The organism is Gordonia liuliyuniae, from assembly GCF_021738805.1.
Lineage (GTDB): Bacteria > Actinomycetota > Actinomycetes > Mycobacteriales > Mycobacteriaceae > Gordonia > Gordonia liuliyuniae.
The window spans coordinates 538,907-554,295 of the sequence record NZ_JAKKOR010000001.1 but is presented as its reverse complement, the minus strand read 5'-3'; the positions used below and the strand labels follow the sequence as shown (position 1 = coordinate 554,295).

Here is a 15,389-nt window from a genome sequence, read left to right as displayed (position 1 = left end):
CCGTCGGTGAAGCCGGCGCGCCACGCCGACGTCACACGCCGACGTCACACTTCGACGGGCGGATAGAGCTGATCCATCGTGAGCTGTCGGCTCCGCTGGGCCGCCCACGAACTGATCCCGATACTGACCACCAGGACGCCCGCGAGGACGATCACGGATGTCCACAGTCGATGGTCGACACCGCCGGAGATCAACTGGCGCAGGCCTGTCACCGCATAACTCATCGGATCGTATGGGTGCACGACTTGGGCGAGTTTCGCCGTCGTCTCCACCGGATAGATGCCGCCCGAGGCGACGATCTGCACCATCAGGAACGCCAACGACACGACGCGGCCCACCGCCACTCCGAACACCGCGGTGAACATCTGTATCAACGCCAAGAACGCCCCGGATATCAGAAGCATGAAGGCGGCTGCCCCGAGGGGATGAACCGGATCGAGACCGACAGCGAAGTGCGCGACGAGGAACATCACGACGACCTGCGCCACGCCGATGAGTATCGCGGGCCAATACGACCACAGCACGGCGCGCAGTCCGCTGAGCCCGTCCAACACGGGTCGGACCTGTAGCGGTTTGATCAGCATCCAGATGATCAGCGTGCCGATGAACAGTGCCAACGGGATGAAGAACGGGGCGAAGCCGGCACCGAACGTCGGAGCTTCGTTGTGCGTCACCGAGCTCAGCTCGACCGGCTGCGACAGGTTCGCGGCGGTCTTCGCCTGCCGCTGCGAGTCACCGAAGTCCGGGATCTGTTTCACGCCGTCGGCGAGGCCCGTCGACAGCTGTTTCGCGCCGTCCAACAGTTTCGGGGTGCCGTCCGCGAGTTCCTCTGCACCCGAGGCCAACCGCTGGCTGCCGTCGGTGAGTTGCACGAGGCCCGAGTTGAGTCGGCCCGCGCCGGCCGAGAGCTGGTTGGCGCCGTCGACCAGCTCACCGACCTTGCCGGGCAGTTCACCGCTCTCCAACTGCCCGAGGAGACTCCGCAGACCCGAGTTCTTGTCACCGAGCTGCGCCGACAACGACTTCGACTGCTGCGACAGCGCCTTCACGCGTTGCGTGGTGCCCGGGTCGACGCCCTCGGTCCGCAGGAACTTCTGCACCGGACGCAACGACGCCGCGAGCGACCGTGCCGTCGGATCACTGCTGTTCCGCAGTTGCGCGACGACCCCGCCCAACGCCCGTTCGGCCTGCGACTGTCCGGCGCCGACCGTACCGATGCCGTCGAGGAGGGTCGACGCCTGCTTGGTCAGGTCTGCGACGTCGTCCGCGTACTGCGTCGGTTTGAGGCCCGACTTCGCGACGTCTTCGAGGGCGGCGGTCAATGGCGCGGTCGCCTGGTCGACACCGGACGCGAGTTGCTGGGCGCCGCTGGCGAGCTGTGCGGAGCCGTCCCTAGCGGTCACCATGTTGACCGCCAGTTCGTCGGCGCCGTCCGACAACTGTTGAGCGCCGCTGTTCGCGGTGTCCATCCCAGCCGCGAGCTGCTTGGCGCCGTCGGATGCCGTCGTCAGTCCTTTACCTGCGGAGACGAGTCCGACGAGGATCTGGTCGACGGCCTGCTCGCCGATCGCCCCATTGATTCGCTCCAGGACTTGCGCCGAGGCGTTCTGCCCGATGATCCCGGCCAGGTAGCTGTTGGCGTCGTTGTACTGGAATTGGATCGTCGCCTTGTGCGGATCATCGCTGACCGCCGAGGCGATCGCGCTGCTGAAGTCCTTCGGGATGGTAATCGTGAAGTAGTAGCGGCCGTGCGCGAGGCCGTCCGCCGCGTCGTCCCGATCGGTCGCCGTCAGGTCGAGTTCATCGGACGCCAGTAGCTGCTCTTGCACCTGTCTGCCCGCATCGAGCGGCTTGCCCTGCGACATCGCGCCCGTGTCCTCGTTAACGATGGCGACCGACACCTTGTTGACCTCGTCGAACGGGTTCCAAAAGACCCACAGGTACATCGCGCCGTACAGGAGCGGCAGTAGGACGATGGTGGCGAGTGCAATTCTCGGCATCGCCCCCTTGCCGTAGCGCTTGAATTCGGTGCCGAGCGACAGTCCCGCCAGCATCAGTTGGTCCCTTCGTCATGGACGAGATCGTTCTGCGTCAGATTCGGCACGTCGATCAGCCGTCGATGTCCCAGATCAGCGTCGACTGGATTGCTGGTGGCCGTGATGACGGTCTGCTCCCGACCGAGATCCACCAGACGCTGCAGCAAGGTCTGTTGGTCGGCGACACTGCTCAACTGGTCGACTCCGCCGACCACGAGCAGCGGCGGGCGCCGCGTGTTCGCGAGCGCGATCCGCAGCAGGGCGACGTCGAGTTCGTGGAGGTCTTCGACGTAGGCACGCGGGTCGGGCATCGGCAGCGGCCCGAACACGGGACGGCACACCGCCTCGACCGCCTGGGCACGCTTGCCGACGAGCCGGTACCAGGGCGAGTCCCACCGCAGCTTCTCGGTGACCAGGTCTATCACCCGCACCGCGTCGTAGACGGCGTCGAGGTCGTCGACGGCCCCGATCGCCGCGAGCTTGAAGATCGCCTTCGGCGACGTCGCACCGAACACCGACAGCTGTCCGGACTTGGCCTTCATTCGACCGGCCAACGTCAACAGCAAACAGGTTCGGCCCGAACCCGACGGCCCGTTCAGGACGGTCAGCCCGCCTGCGGGCACATCGAGGTCGACGGGGCCGTACACCGGGCCCGACGGGCCGCGCTTCGTGAGGCCCTGGGCGACAACGGCTGCGGTCAACGGCGCGCTAGTCATGAACCGACCTTAATGCCGACGTCAGCCGGGCACGAACACACGAGCTGCCGTGGTGCCCGGACGAACGGTCACGCTTGCCGCGTGTCGGCTGTCACCAGGGCACCGACACACTTGAGTCGCACGTCACGTGCCCGCGTACGATTTGTTCGCGGAACACGGTGAATCCGTTGACATTCGGACAGGAGCTACGCAATGACAGCCACTGTCGGCCTCGCATACGAGCGGCACGGCCAGCAGACCCACGGCGCGCCGATCGTGCTCCTCGGTCCCCTCGGCTCGGATCGATCCGTGTGGCAGCCGCAGATCGCCGGGCTGGCCGCTGCCCACGACGTCATCGCCGTCGACCTGCCCGGCCACGGCGAGTCGCCGGCACCGGTCCGCACCTACACGGTCGCAGACATCGCCGACGACGTTGCCGCCCTCCTCGCCGCGCTGGACGTCACGCAGGCGCACATCGTCGGCCTGTCCCTCGGCGGTGCGACGGCGCAACAACTCGCGCTCGCTCAACCCGATACTGTCCGCACCCTGACGCTCGTGTGCACGGCGGCGCGTTTCGGCGCCCCGGAACCGTGGGTCGACCGGGCACAGAAGGTGCGTGTCGAGGCGACGGCGTCGCTCGCCGACGGTGTCGTCGAAAGGTGGTTCACTTCGACGTTCGCGCAACGCAATCCGGCGATCGTCGACCGGATGCGAGCCATGGTCTCCGCCACGTCCGACGAGGGGTACGCGGCGAGTTGCGAAGCGATCGCCGCATTCGACAGCCGCGCCAACCTCGGTTCGATCAGTGCACCAACGCTCGTGATCGGCGGCGCGGCGGACTCCGCCACGCCGCCCGAACACCAGCGGTTCCTGGCCGATCAGATCCCCGACTCACGCCTGCAGATCCTCGACCACGCCGCGCACCTCGCGTCGTACGAGCAGCGGTCCGCAGTGAACGCCGCCGTCATCGAGCACGTCGCGGAGCACTGACCGCTCGCCGAGCGCGCTACCTGAGCACCTGACCCGGGATGGGGGTCAACGGGAACGGTGCGACGAACGGCACCGATTGGAAGGGCACGAGCGCGTGACCGCGCGGGTGGGCGGTCGCATCGTCGCCGATCAACCACCGGTACGAGATCGTCACCTCGCCGGGCCACGCGCTTCGGACGACGTGGGTGAACGCGGTCGGCTTGCGCGTCGCAGTCGAGATGAACCGGTCCTGGTCGAAGAACAGGATGTGCGTCGGCGAACTGCCTGTCGCCCCTCGCGGGTAGACCTGGACCCATTTGGACCAGCACCCCATGGCCGAGCCCTGCCCGGTCACCACCCACGGGATGGCGCGGCCAGGGAACGGCGGCGCCAGACGGCGCACCGCGTCGTCGACGCGGCCGCTCGGGATCGCTGGGCATGCGACGGCGTGCGATCGGTCCGACGGTGCGGCGGCGGCCTGACCGGCCCCCGCGCTAGTTCCCACACCGGTCCCCAGAGTGACTGCCGCGACGACGAGAGCGGCCGCGGCCGCCTTGATGCGATGGTGCATGTCCTTGCTCCTTTGCTCTCCCCGACCGATCCCCGACCGATTGTGAGGCGCCAGCGCAGCCCGCTGCGTTCGACGCACCTGGTACGTCGTGACGAGACGCCACGCCGTTCCACTCTCGTCATTCGATTGACCGACAGTCTCGTCGGCGCTGCCCAGCTATGCGATCCCTTGCATTTACACCCGGCTATGGCTACGGTCACACCAGTTGATCGATCGATCCGGTCATTTCGTGTGGGCCAAGACAGCAGGTGAGAACGGTATGCGCATAGGCGGACTCCTGGGCAAGATCGCAGTGATCGGGGTGACTGCGGCAACCGCGGCGACGGTGCTCGCGCCGTCCTCGTGGGCTGCACCGAGCCACAGCGCGAAGGTCGGCGGTGGCGTCGAACAGGCGTACATCACCGACACCCGACCCGGAACCGCGTTGACGTTGGTCGCATCCGACGGATCGACCGCGGGCTCCGGGGTCAGCGACCGCCTGGGCTCGCTGCTGGTGCGACATCTGTCGCCGGGCTCGTACACCTGGAGAGGTGCGGGCGTCTCACCCCGTTCCGTTCGCGTGACCGCCGTCGACTCACCGCCGCCGAACCCTTCCCTGTACCGCCAGAAAATGCACGAGGGACTCAACTACATCCGGATGCGGGACGGCGTCACGCTCGCGGCGACGGTCCGGCTTCCGTACGGCAAGAAGCTCTCGGACGGCCCGTTCCCAACCGTCGTCGAATACTCCGGATACCAGAACGCCGCGCCGAACGATCTGGTCGTCGGCGCGGTCGGCGACAAGGTCGGCGCGCCGGATCCGCAGGCGCCCGCGAGTTCGGTGATCGTCGGTGCGACGTTGGCTCCGCAGATGCTCGGCTTCGCAACGATCAGCCTGCAGATGCGCGGAAGCGGTTGCAGCGGCGGCGACTTCGGCTTGTTCGATCACGTGATGGCGATGGACGGATACGACGCGATCGAGACGATCGGTCGCCAAGGCTGGGTCAAGAACAACAAGGTCGGCATGGTCGGCATCTCGTTCTCCGGGATCACGCAGATGTACACGGCGGGCACACGGCCACCGCACCTCGCGGCGATCGCCCCGATGAGCACCACCGACGATCTCTACTCGACCGGCCGACCAGGCGGCATCTTCAACAAGGGCTTCGCGAAGTCGTGGTTGCAGGAGCGGGTCGACGACGCGAAGCCGGGCCCGTCCGGCGGCCAACCGTGGGTCAAGGCCCGCATCGACGGCGGCGACAGAGTCTGCGCCGCCAACCAGAAACTCCGTCTGCAGACCCAGGACCCGTTCACCTTGATCGACCAGAATCCGCTGGCGTCGGCACAGGTCTACCAGGAGCGTTCGATCCCGGAGTGGGCGTCCAAGATCGATGTCCCGGTGTTCCTCAGCGGCGCCGCGCAAGATGAGCAGACCGGCCCAACGTGGGTCGACGTCCTCGGCGACCTCAAGCACAACCCGAAAGTGTGGGCCAACATCATCAACGGCCGCCACTTCGATTCGCTCGGTCCGCAGATCCTGTCGCGGTGGGCGGAATTCCTACAGATCTTCGTCGCAGGCGAAGTGCCGCACACTCCGCCTGCGATGGCGCCGCTCGGACTCGCGGTCTATCCGGCTGCGACGAACGCGCCGGGCCAGCCCATACCGCCGGTGCGATTCGCCGACTCGCCGAATCTGAAGACCGCGAAGTCGCGGTTCATCACCGGTACCCCGCGGGTGCGGGCGCTGTTCGGGAACGGTGCAGGCTCGGCGGGCTCGGGTGGGTTGTCGTCGCCGTGGCAGAAGTCGTTCGGCTCCTGGCCGGGCGACGCGGGTGCTGAACGCCTCTACCTCTCCGGACACGGGAAGCTCAGCCCGACGGCAGGCGACGGTCAGGTCGCGTTCCGCCCGAATCCGGCGAACCGGCCGTTGAACACACTGCCGGAAGCATCCGTCGACACGGCGGCGGCGTGGGCCACCCACCCGGACTACGACTGGAAACAGGCTCCCGGCCGTAGCGGTCTCGGGTTCATCAGTACGCCGCTGACGTCCGACCGGCTCATGCTCGGTGACGGCTCGGTCACGTTGCGCGTCAAGAGCACTGCACCGACGACCGATCTGCAAGTCACCCTCACCGAGGTGTCGGCGAGCGGACACGAGACGGCGATCGGCACCGGCGTCCTGCGGTCGAGCTATCGAGGCGACGGCGCCACGCCCGACTACACGCGCTCGCTGCCGTTGAGTGCGGGCTTCAACGACATGACGATTCCGATCCACCCCGTCATGCACTCGTTCGCGAAGGGTTCGCGCATCCGCGTCATGGTCAGCGCGCCCGGCGGCGACCTCGCCTCCTGGCAGTTCGACACCGCGCGCACCGGCGGCAAGGTCGTCGACACCATCGACCTGTCCCGGTCGTTCGTCACCCTGCCCGTCGTGTCGCACTCGGGCATGCCGGTCAAGGCCGCCTGCGGCTCTCTGCGCGGCCAGCAGTGCCGCGTCTACCACCGAGCGTTCAACGGCGGCTGACGCCGCCCCCCGAGCCTTTGCGCCCCGGGCACCAGTTAGTGCTCAGGTGCAGGGCCTGGGCGCAATCCTGGTGCCCTGGGCATTGAACGAGGCGCCCTGGGCGTGAACGAGTGCGGCGCGACCTACAGGCGGTTGCCGGTCTCCGGGTGAAACAGGTGCACAGCGGCACCCGACTGACGGAGACGGATGCCGTCGCCCAGACGGGCCGGTGAACGCGTGCCCGAGCGCGCGACCATCATCACCGGCTCTCCGTCGAGGTTCTTGATCGAATCGTCGGCAAGGCTCGCGTACACATAGGTCTCGCTACCGAGTTCTTCCAGCAGTGCGACGTCGGCATTGAGGCCCTCACCGTCACCCAACGCCAGATGCTCGGGGCGGATCCCGACGATCACGGTGTCGAGCCCCGAGGTGCGCAACAGCGCCGCGTTCTCCTCATCGATGGCGATCGGCGCGCCCGCGATCGTGATCTCGCCGTCGCGGACGGGGGCGGTGAACAGGTTCATGCCCGGCGAGCCGATGAAGCCGGCGACGAACGCATTGACCGGGTGGTCGTACAACTCAGTCGGCGTCGAGAACTGCTGCAGCACACCGTGCTTGAGGACCGCGACGCGGTCGCCCATGGTCATGGCCTCGACCTGGTCGTGGGTCACGTACACGGTGGTGGTGCCCAGCCGACGCTGCAACGCGGCGATCTGGGTGCGCGTCTGAACGCGCAGTTTCGCATCGAGGTTCGACAGCGGCTCGTCCATGCAGAACACCTGCGGTTCACGGACGATGGCGCGCCCCATCGCGACCCGCTGGCGCTGACCGCCCGACAGCTTCGCGGGCTTGCGATCGAGGAAGTCGGTCAGGTCGAGAAGCTTGGCGGCCTCGGCGACCTTCTCCTTCCGCTCGGCCAGCGGGACGCCCCGCATCTTCAGCGCGAAGCCCATGTTCTCGCCGACCGTCTTGTTCGGGTACAGCGCATAGTTCTGGAAGACCATCGCGATGTCGCGTTCCTTGGGTGCGACACCGACCATGTTCGTGCCGCCGATCCGGATCTCACCGGAGTCGATCTCCTCCAAGCCGGCGAGCATGCGCAGGGCCGTCGACTTTCCGGAGCCGGACGGTCCGACGAGGACGATGAATTCGCCGTCTTCCACGTCGAGGTCGAGGGAGTCGACGGCAAGCGTGTCCGCACCGGGGTAGACGCAGCAGGCCTTGTCGTAGGTGATGGAAGCCATGAGTGGTTTCTCCTGGAGTGTGTACGTGAGCGGGGACGTTTACTTGATGGCGCCGAACGAGAGGCCGCGCACGAGCTTGTTCTGCGCGACCCATCCGGCCAGGACGACCGGCAGAGCGGCCAACACGGACGCGGCCGAGAGCTGCGCCCAGAACAGGCCCTGACCGGACATGAAGCTGGTGAGGAACACCGGCATCGTCTGGCCGTCGACAGCCGTCATGTTGACTGCGAAGAAGAACTCGTTCCACGAGAAGATCACGCAGATCAGCGCGGTCGCCGCGATACCGGGCGAGATCAACGGGAGGATCACCTCGCGGACCGATGTCCACAGGCTCGCCCCGTCGATGCTCGCGGCTTCGAGGAGTTCGCCCGGGACTTCGAGGAAGAACGACCGCATCATCCAGACCGCGATCGGCAGGTTCATCGCGGTGTACAGGATGATCAGCGTCCACACGTTGTCGAGCATCCCGATCTGGCCGACGATCACGTATAGCGGGATGATCGCGGCGACGATCGGCAGCATCTTGGTGGACAGGAAGAAGAACAGCGCGTCCTTCGTCTTCCGCACCGGGCGCAGCGACAGCGCGAACGCCGCGGGTACGCCGAGCAGCAGAACGAGGATCGTCGACACGACGGTCGCGAACACCGAGTTCAAGAGTGGAGTGCCGATACCCGCGTCGAACACGTTCTTGAATTGGTCGAGCGTCGGGCTGAAGAAGAACGTCGGCGGATCAGTCGCCGCATCGGACTCCTTCTTGAACGCCTGCAGCACCATCCACAGCACAGGGAAGAAGAACCCGATGGCGAGAATCCAGGTGAACGCGGTCAGCAGCGACGCTTTCGGGTTGCGCTTGCGTCGCAGGGTAGTGACGTCGGGTCTGGTCGCGGTACTCATCACGCGGCCTCCTCTGTTCCGGAGAATGACTTGAATATCAAGCGGAGTGCGAACGTCGCGACGACGATCGTTCCGACCACTGTGACCACACCCATCGCCGCGGCCTGACCGATGTCAAAACCGAGGAATGCTCGCTGATAGATGTAGAACGGCAGGTTGGCGCTCGACACGCCTGGCCCACCTGCAGTCATCATGTAGACCGCGTCGAAGGTATTGACCAAGTAGATCGCTCCGAGCACCGCACCGAGCTCGATGAATCGGCGCAGGTGAGGCAGCGTCAGTTCACGGAACAACCGGAAACTGGTTGCGCCGTCGACTCGTGCGGCCTCCTGGACGTCACGCGGCATCGATTGGAGCCCCGCCAAGATCAGCAGCATCATGAACGGCGTCCACTGCCACACGAGTTCGGCGATCACGCTCATCAGCGGGAAGTCCGAGAGCCAGTCGACGTGGACGCCGAGGGGACTCAACGCCCAATTGACCAGGCCGTTGGTCGGCGACAACAGGCTCGTCTTCCACAGCAGCGCCGCGGCGACCGGCGTCACCAGGAACGGGGTGATCAGCAGAGTGCGAACGATACCGCGTCCGATGAACTTCCGGTCGAGTAGAAGCGCGAACACCAGTCCGAGGATCACCGAGATCAGGACGGTGCCGACGATCAGCAGGATCGTGTTGACGGCCACCTGCCAGAACTGGCGGTCGCTGAACACGTCGGCGTAGTTCGCCAGTCCGACGAAATGCCTGGACCCCGGACGGACGAGGTTCCACGACTGCGTCGAGTAGTAGAGCGTGAAGACGAACGGGATCTGCGTGACCACAAGCAGGAAGATCAGTGCAGGCAGCAGCGGGCCGCGGCGACGCCATCCCTCGGCGCGCGAGATCTGCTCCTTCTTCGAGGTGATCGACGGCTTCCCGGTCGACATGGTGCCGCCCGTCGGGGTGGATACGACAGTGCTCACTGCGACTCCTCCTGGTAGGACTCACCGACGACCTCGGCGTACTTCTGCGACTGATCGAGTGCTTCGTCGACAGTGATCTGTCCGGCGATCGCCGCCGAGATCTGCTGGCTCACTCGAGTTCCGAGGTCCTGAAACTCGGGGATGGCGAGGAACTGAATCCCCTCGTACGGAACCGGCCTGAGTGTCGGGCGGCTCTGATCAGCAGCGTTCATCGCCGACAGCATCTGCTCCGAGTACGGCGCAGAGACCTCCTTGACCTCTGGAATCTCGTAGGTGGAGAGCCGACTGCCCGGCGGGACGCTCTCCGGTCCCTTCTTCTCGACGACGTAGTTCATGTAGTCCTTGCTGGTCATCCATTCGATGAACTTCCAGGCGTCGTCGTGCTTGTCGCTACTGGTCGGAATGCCAAGCGCCCACGTGTACAGCCAGCCGTTGCCGCCCTTGGCCATCGACGGGGCAGGCAGGTAGCCGACATCTCCCGCGATGGACGACTCGTCCTCGTTCTCCAACACCGAGACAGCGGACGTCGCGTCGTACCACATCGCTGTCTGTCCCTGAGCCAGCAGATTGCTGCACTCCTGGAAGCCCGACGACGGCGCGCCCGGCTGTCCGTACTTCCGGACGGTGTCGACGTAGAACTGCACGGCGTCGCGCACTTCGGGACTATCGAACTGGGCGTTCCAGTCCTCGTCGTACCAGCGCCCGCCGAACGCGTTGATGACGGTGTTGAGCGGCGCCATGACCTCACCCCAGCCTGGCTTGCCGCGCAAGCAGATACCGGAGACGTTGTCAGTGTCGAGTTTCGCCGCGGCCTCCGCGACCTGCGGCCACGTCGGGTCCGCGGGCAGCGTCACACCTTTGTCGGCGAGCAGCTTCTTGTTGTACATGAGGAACGACGACTCGCCGTAGAACGGCGCGGCGTACATATTGCCGTCGTACGAGAGTGCCGACTTCAGCGTCGGAACGAAGTCGTCGGCGTCGTACCCCGGTGAGTCGTTCATGTACGGGGTGAGGTCGACCAGCCAGCCGTACTCGCCCCACATCGGCGCCTCGTAGTTACTGATCATGACGACGTCGAACTCACCGCCGCCGGTCGCGACCGACGCGGTGATCTTGGCGCGCGCCTCGTTCTCCGACAGCGTCACGAACTTGACGTCGATGCCTGTCTCTTCGGTGAACTGACCCGAGAGTTCGACGGCGTCCTGCATCTGGGAGTTCGACACCATCGCGACGGTGATCTGTCGGTCGGAGTCGCCGAACAAGGCGCCCGCGCCAGAACACCCGGTCGCGACCATCGCAACGGCGACTGCGGATGCACCCGCCGCGAGCGCTCGTCGGCGTCCAGCGGTACGCCACCGGTGCGCCAAACCTCTTCCTGGGAACCTCACTGTTCGCCTTTCTCTTGTGACACGAGCCATCGCGCGGTCGCCGAATCGGTGACGACGATGGTTGCGTACCCGCCGCGCAGAGCGCCGAGAACGGCTTCCTGCCTGTGGGGTCCGCCGGAGATGAGGATCGATGTCGGGCAGTCCCGCAACGCCTCGAGCGAGACGGATACGGTCCGTTCCACGAGGCTGGACTGCACGGCGACGCCGTGGATGTCGTAGAAGCGGCCGCCGATCTCGCCGACCGCACCCAACGAGAGGAGCTCGTCGAGGACGACGGAGTCGATGAACGCACCTTCGAAGAGCGTCGTCGACGTGGACGCCGAGCCGACCCCGTAGAGGACGAGCTGCGCTTCGCGCGCTGCGTCGAGCGACTGGGAGATCAGCGAGTCGCGTTGCAGCGCTTCGACGGTCCCGGCATCCACATACAGCGGGGCGATCAAACGAACGGGTTGCGCGCCGAGGCACTCGGAGAATCGCATGAGGGTGTGGTCGAGCCCGGTCGCGTAATCGACCGAGGTCATCGAACCGTCCATCTGCACAACGCGCGAGCACGACGCCGACCCGCGCATCGCGTCTGCCACTGCGATCTGCTCGGGGCCCCAAGTGAAACCGAAGGTGTCGTCAGGTTGGATCCGACGCATCAAGATCGATGCGCCTGCGCGGCCGAGTGCCGCGGTCCCCGTGCCGGTCCCGTCCGCGACTTCATCCATGACGAGGACTTCGTCGAGCCCGAACGCCTGCTCCATCTCGCGCTCGAGGTCGGTGTGGATGGAGGACGCGAGGTGCGGCGGTGCAGAGACGGTCACCTGAACCAGGCCCTGCGCTCGGGCACGGGCGATGAGCCTGCCGGCCGTCGGACGGGAGACTCCGAGCCGACGTGCGATGTCGGCCTGAGTCAGTCCGTCGAGGTGGTACATCGCGGCAGCCCGCACGAGGAGGCGCAGGTCGTGACCAGAGTCCGAACCCGTTCGCGACGACGTCGAACGGCGCGAGGAACCGGAATGGTCTTTCGCCGGTTCGTCAGCGGTTCGCTCTGGCGTCATCGGTACATTGCTCTCGGATAATTGTGAACATATGCTCACTGCATGTGGATATGCTCAGTAGGGTAACATCCGACTGTGACGCACGCAACAACGCCATGACCGGTATGCGACGGGCATGGCGGTCCGGAGAGAGGCATCGATGAGCATTCCGTTGAGTTCGGCGAACCTGGAGCAGATCAGCGGAGCCGCCGTCCCCGATTACGACCGTTCGGCGATCACCACGGGCATCGTGCACTTCGGAGTGGGCGGGTTCCACCGCGCACACCAGGCGGTGTATCTCGACCGCCTCCTCGCCGCGGATCCGGACGCGTCGACCTGGGGCATCTGCGGCGTCGGGGTCCGCGAGGCCGACGCCGCGATGCGCGACGCACTCCTCGGTCAAGATTGCCTGTACTCGCTGACGCTCAAGCATCCTGACGGGGCAGTCGAGACGTCGGTGATCGGATCGATCGTCGACTATCTGTACGCCCCAGACGATCCAGACGCCGTCGTCGAACGTCTCGCCGATCCGGCCACACGCATCGTCTCCCTGACGGTCACTGAAGGCGGCTACAACTTCTCACCCTCGACCGGCGAGTTCGACGCCACCAATCCCGACGTGGTGGCCGACCTGTCCGGCGCGACGCCGCTGGTGACCGTGTTCGGACTGGTCACCGAAGCGCTGGCACGTCGGCGCGAGCGCGGAATTCCAGCGTTCACCGTGATGTCGTGCGACAACGTCCAAGGCAACGGCGATATGGCCCGGTCCACGTTCCTGGCGTTCGCGACGCTGCGCGATCCCGCGCTCGCCGGATGGATCGCCGACAACGCCCGGTTCCCGAACTCGATGGTCGACCGGATCACCCCGGCGACGCCCCCGGAGCTCGCGGCCGAGGTCGCCGACCGTGTCGGCATCGCCGACAACTGGCCGGTCGTCGCCGAACCGTTCACCCAGTGGGTCCTCGAGGACGACTTCGCGATGGGGCGTCCCGCTCTCGAGAAGGTCGGCGTCCAGGTGGTCGACGATGTAACGCCGTACGAGCACATGAAGCTCCGTCTGTTGAACTCCGGCCATCAGGCACTCTGCTACTTCGGGTATCTGCTCGGATACCGCTACGTGCACGACGCCGCGCGCGACCCCGACATCGTGACGCTGCTGCGCCGCTATATGAGCGAGGAGGGCAAGCCCACGCTCGCCGCCCTGCCTGGCGTGGACGTCGACGACTACATCGACACCCTGTTGGAACGGTTCGCCAATCCCGCGATCGCGGACACCGTCGCGCGCCTGTGCCAGGACTCGTCCGACCGCATCCCGAAATGGCTGGTTCCGGTGATCCGCGACCGTGTCGCATCGGGTGGCGGCGTGCCGTTGGCCGCCGCCGTCGTGGCGAGCTGGACGCGGTACGCCGAGGGCGTCGACGAGCAGGGCGAGCCGATCGACGTCGTCGATCCGTTGGCCGCACGGTTGGTTCCGTTGGCTCGAGAGTCGCGAACGGAGCCGCTGGCGTTCGTCCGGGACGTCGACCTGTTCGGCGACCTCGCCGACTACGAACAGTTCACGGCGGTCTATCTGCGGGCGCTGGACCTGCTGCGCACGGTGGGCGCCCGCAGAACGTTGGAGGCCGTTCTCGCATGACTCTCGTCGCCGGTGTCGACTCGTCGACCCAATCGTGCAAGGTGGTGGTCTGCGACGCCGACACCGGACAGACGGTGCGGTCCGCGACCGCACCGCATCCCGACGGCACGTCGGTGCAACCCGATCGTTGGTGGGCAGCGCTGACCTCGGCGATCGCGGACGCGGGCGGACTGGACGATGTCGCCGCGCTGTCGGTCGGCGGGCAACAGCACGGGATGGTCTGCCTCGACGACGACGGCGACGTGGTGCGCGACGCACTCCTCTGGAACGACACCCGGTCGGCGAGCAGCGCCGCCGACATCATCGCCGACCTCGGCGGCCCCGGCGAGTGGGCGAAGGACGTCGGTGTGGTTCCGCTGGCCTCCATCACCGCGTCCAAGCTGCGGTGGCTCGCCGACAACGAGCCCGCCAACGCCGACCGGGTCGCCGCCGTCTGCCTTCCGCACGACTGGCTGACCTGGAAGCTGCGCGGTGGAACCGACCTCGCCGAGCTGACGACCGACCGCAGCGACGCCTCGGGCACCGGCTACTTCAGCGCGGCGACCGGCGAGTACCGAGACGACCTGCTGAACTTGGCCTTCCGCGGACGGCGACCGATCCTTCCGCGCGTCGTCGGGCCGGGTGAACGAGCCGGTGTCACCTCGTCCGGTCTCGTGATCGGTGCGGGCGCGGGCGACAACGCGGCGGCCGCGCTCGGCCTGCACGCCGGACCGGGCGACGCCGTCGTATCCCTCGGGACCTCGGGTGTCGTCAGCGCAGTGACCGACGTTCCACCGTGCGATGTGTCTGGCCTGGTAGCCGGTTTCGCCGACGCGACCGGACGGCACCTGCCGCTGGTGTGCACGCTCAACGGCGCCCCGGTCCTCGCGTCGACCGCGGCGATGCTCGGAGCCGCCTTCGACGAGTTCTCGTCGCTGGCACTGTCGGCTCCCCCGGGCGCCGACGGCGTCACGATGGTCCCCTACTTCGCGGGTGAACGCTCCCCGAACCTGCCCGACGCCACCGGATCGATCACGGGTGTCACCACCGCGAACTTCACACGCGCGAACATGGCCCGCGCCGCCGTCGAAGGCCTGCTCGGCTCCCTGGTGTTCTGCCGCGACCGCATCGAAGCCGAGGGCATCGATGTCCGGCGAATCATGCTGACCGGTGGTGGATCCAAATCTTTTGCCGTGCAACAGATCGCGGCCGCACTGTTCGGCGGCGAGGTGACGATGCCCGCCGACGGCGAGCACGTGGCGCTCGGCGCCGCGCGCCAAGCCGCGTGGGCCCTGACCGGGCAGCTACCGGAGTGGTCGTTCGAGTCGCATTCGGTGTCGGCCGAGCCGACGCCGGACGTGTACACGCAGTACCGCGCGGCCGCCGACGCGGCCGCGCGCCCCTAGCGAACTCCCGCGGGTCGAACCCCCGGGGGCCGCGAACGCGAACTCACCTCCCTTCGCTTCGCAGCATGGTCTACATCCAACTTAATCAGTTAGATTATTTGACACAAT

12 protein-coding genes are annotated in these 15,389 nt (G+C 66.6%); 4 read left to right on the top strand and 8 right to left on the bottom strand.

The window, feature by feature from the left end:
• Positions 1-44: 44 nt before the first annotated feature.
• A complete protein-coding gene (locus tag L5G33_RS02530) occupies positions 45-2,054 on the bottom strand; it encodes a YhgE/Pip domain-containing protein (protein WP_236996557.1) in 2,010 nt (669 codons plus the stop codon).
• Positions 2,054-2,752 carry an ATP-binding cassette domain-containing protein gene (locus tag L5G33_RS02525; RefSeq protein WP_236996555.1) on the bottom strand — a complete coding sequence of 233 codons (699 nt, stop codon included), beginning with the start codon at positions 2,750-2,752 and terminating at the stop codon, positions 2,054-2,056. The genes L5G33_RS02530 and L5G33_RS02525 overlap by 1 nt, the downstream gene beginning before the upstream one ends.
• A gap of 192 nt (positions 2,753-2,944) precedes the next feature.
• On the opposite strand from L5G33_RS02525, the gene pcaD reads away from it, so the two are divergent.
• Positions 2,945-3,721 (top strand): 3-oxoadipate enol-lactonase, encoded by a 777-nt coding sequence (gene pcaD, locus L5G33_RS02520; protein WP_236996554.1) that lies wholly within the window; start codon positions 2,945-2,947, stop codon positions 3,719-3,721.
• A 16-nt stretch (positions 3,722-3,737) separates the two neighbouring features.
• Here the strand turns inward: pcaD and L5G33_RS02515 are convergent, their stop codons facing one another.
• Positions 3,738-4,271 carry an LppP/LprE family lipoprotein gene (locus tag L5G33_RS02515; RefSeq protein ID WP_236996553.1) on the bottom strand — a complete coding sequence of 178 codons (534 nt, stop codon included), beginning with the start codon at positions 4,269-4,271 and terminating at the stop codon, positions 3,738-3,740.
• A gap of 259 nt (positions 4,272-4,530) precedes the next feature.
• Here L5G33_RS02515 and L5G33_RS02510 point away from each other — a divergent pair, with 259 nt between their 5' ends.
• Positions 4,531-6,774: a CocE/NonD family hydrolase gene (locus L5G33_RS02510; protein WP_236996552.1), complete on the top strand. Its 2,244-nt coding sequence runs from the start codon at positions 4,531-4,533 to the stop codon at positions 6,772-6,774.
• A 122-nt stretch (positions 6,775-6,896) separates the two neighbouring features.
• Here the strand turns inward: L5G33_RS02510 and L5G33_RS02505 are convergent, their stop codons facing one another.
• From L5G33_RS02505 to L5G33_RS02485, 5 genes are all read right to left on the bottom strand, one after another.
• A complete protein-coding gene (locus L5G33_RS02505; RefSeq protein ID WP_236996551.1) occupies positions 6,897-7,997 on the bottom strand; it encodes an ABC transporter ATP-binding protein in 1,101 nt (366 codons plus the stop codon).
• A gap of 39 nt (positions 7,998-8,036) precedes the next feature.
• On the bottom strand, positions 8,037-8,891 hold the full coding sequence (locus tag L5G33_RS02500) for a carbohydrate ABC transporter permease (protein WP_236996550.1): 855 nt from the start codon (positions 8,889-8,891) through the stop codon (positions 8,037-8,039).
• Positions 8,891-9,814 (bottom strand): carbohydrate ABC transporter permease, encoded by a 924-nt coding sequence (locus L5G33_RS02495; protein WP_236996647.1) that lies wholly within the window; start codon positions 9,812-9,814, stop codon positions 8,891-8,893. The genes L5G33_RS02500 and L5G33_RS02495 overlap by 1 nt, the downstream gene beginning before the upstream one ends.
• 32 nt (positions 9,815-9,846) lie before the next feature.
• Positions 9,847-11,145: an ABC transporter substrate-binding protein gene (locus tag L5G33_RS02490; protein ID WP_236996646.1), complete on the bottom strand. Its 1,299-nt coding sequence runs from the start codon at positions 11,143-11,145 to the stop codon at positions 9,847-9,849.
• An 89-nt stretch (positions 11,146-11,234) separates the two neighbouring features.
• On the bottom strand, positions 11,235-12,281 hold the full coding sequence (locus L5G33_RS02485) for a sugar-binding transcriptional regulator (RefSeq protein ID WP_236996549.1): 1,047 nt from the start codon (positions 12,279-12,281) through the stop codon (positions 11,235-11,237).
• A 139-nt stretch (positions 12,282-12,420) separates the two neighbouring features.
• Between L5G33_RS02485 and L5G33_RS02480 the strand changes: the two genes are divergently transcribed.
• Entirely contained in the window at positions 12,421-13,896 is a 1,476-nt protein-coding gene (locus tag L5G33_RS02480) for a mannitol dehydrogenase family protein (RefSeq protein WP_236996548.1), read from the top strand.
• Positions 13,893-15,281, top strand: a complete 1,389-nt coding sequence (gene xylB / locus L5G33_RS02475; RefSeq protein ID WP_236996547.1) for a xylulokinase — start codon at positions 13,893-13,895, stop codon at positions 15,279-15,281. The genes L5G33_RS02480 and xylB overlap by 4 nt, the downstream gene beginning before the upstream one ends.
• Positions 15,282-15,389: the final 108 nt, after the last annotated feature.